At 49.1% G+C, this 1,705-nt stretch carries 1 protein-coding gene; it reads right to left on the minus strand.

What is annotated here, in order from left to right; translation table 11 throughout:
* Positions 1 to 97 precede the first annotated feature (97 nt).
* The gene (locus tag KDK15_RS01035) at positions 98 to 1,450 is read right to left on the minus strand and encodes a TatD family hydrolase (RefSeq protein WP_257293507.1); all 1,353 of its coding nucleotides are present in this window, start codon (positions 1,448 to 1,450) and stop codon (positions 98 to 100) included.
* Positions 1,451 to 1,705: the final 255 nt, after the last annotated feature.

Genomic DNA, 1,705 nt, shown 5'->3' on the forward strand with positions numbered 1-1,705 from the left:
GCTGTCCGAGAATAGCGCCCGTAGCGAGGATGGCAGAAAATTGAGGATAAAAATTATAATCTTTCCCAAAATAACAAGTTATTTAACCGATACTGCGTCAGTCAGCGAGTGAGAATATCCGTCTGGCATTTTCTGTGGTAGCAGCGGCAATCTCTTCTCCATCCACACCCAGTACCTGGCTCAGCGTATGGATCACATAAGGTAAATTAGCCGGTTCATTATCATTTTCTCTTTTGCCACGACCACCAGGGCGGTGATCCAACTGCGGTGGCATTACCAGGTAAGGTTTTAAAAACGGTGCATCGGTCTCAACCATCAGGCGGTCACGCAGAGCCTCCCAACCGACAGAGCGCAATGCAGCCACCAGAGCTTTATTACGAGTGCTGCCGATCCAACCGGTAATCCCGATGGAACAACCCAGATCAAGATAGGCCTGCAGCTCCTCAATGTTACCAGTGAAGCAGTGGACGCAGGCCATGGCTGGAGAAGGCAACTGATTTATGTGGTCTGCCAGAATTTCAATGAAGTGCTCATGAGCACCCCGCTCATGCAAAAACAGTGGTTTTTGCAACTGTGCAGCAAGCACCAACTGTTCCCTGAACACTTCTCTTTGCACGTTTTTAGGAGAAGACCACTCTCGCACGTAATCCAATCCACACTCACCCACCGCAATGCAGCGGCTGTCACCTCGTTCAAGTATTTTTTTCATTTCCGGTATGCCACCATCTTTCTTAAAATCCCTGGCTTTGTGTGGATGGCATCCCACTGTGTAGTACAAAGAGCACCGGGAGGAATCGGTAGACGCACAGGCTTCAGTGGCTTTGGTAGAATGCGGAGATTGCAGCAGCCACCGATCCACCTCTTTCTGAGCCTTTTTTGATACAGGAATAGAGGTGCCCGTTATCATGATACTACCAACCCCTGCCCGGGAAGCATCTGCAATAACCCGGGGCAAGTCTTCAAATCTGTGTCCGACAAGGTTGGCTCCAATGTCAACCAATGGCACCTTATATCGAGGCCTGGATTCCGGGGGCGTCAAATACACCTTGCTCAACCCAGGCCGGGCAGCTAGCTGAAAACCAGAAGAATCACGCCCCCTGGCGGGAGCATCAGATGATGCAGCTGCCCCGGTTGAGCTTTGGCAAAATCGCGACTTCAGGCCCTTATCGGACATGGCCTGCTGCCCCTGAACGGCATTGCAGTCCGGGTTGCCAAGGTATCGGGATGCAACGGGAGAAACTCCTGAAGAAGGCTTTGCCGAAGAACCTGAACGTCTCTTCTTTTTTTTAATTTTCCGTGCTTTTGACGAACTGCCTTCTTGCCAGACTTCCAGATCCGATTCGCCGACAGCCACTTGCGTACCTTTGCTGTTAACGTCATGAGAGGAAACTGAATTGGATGACGTGATATTGGCCGGAATCATATTAGTCAGCTCGCTTCTGTCTTGCATCCTTGCATCATTCGAAATTACCGTCAGCATTTTCACTGCGCACAAGCACTATCAATCTGAACGGTCAGGCTAGTGAACAAATACGGCAATTGCCACTGTACACGACAATTTTCATGGTGTTTTCTCCCAACTGGCCAACTTGAGAAACCGACAGCGAAAGTCTGATCCTGGTCAAGATTGATAATGATTAAAGCGGTGTTTATAAGTAGTTAACCAAATGAAATCATATTTTCTGACTAAGTGATCAGTCACTCT

Source organism: Endozoicomonas sp. YOMI1, assembly GCF_024606345.1.
GTDB lineage: Bacteria > Pseudomonadota > Gammaproteobacteria > Pseudomonadales > Endozoicomonadaceae > Endozoicomonas.

Coding starts and splice junctions, on each gene's coding strand:
- KDK15_RS01035 (WP_257293507.1), bottom strand. CDS start 1,450: ATGCAAGACAGAAGCGAGCTGACTAATATGATTCCGGCCAATATCACG.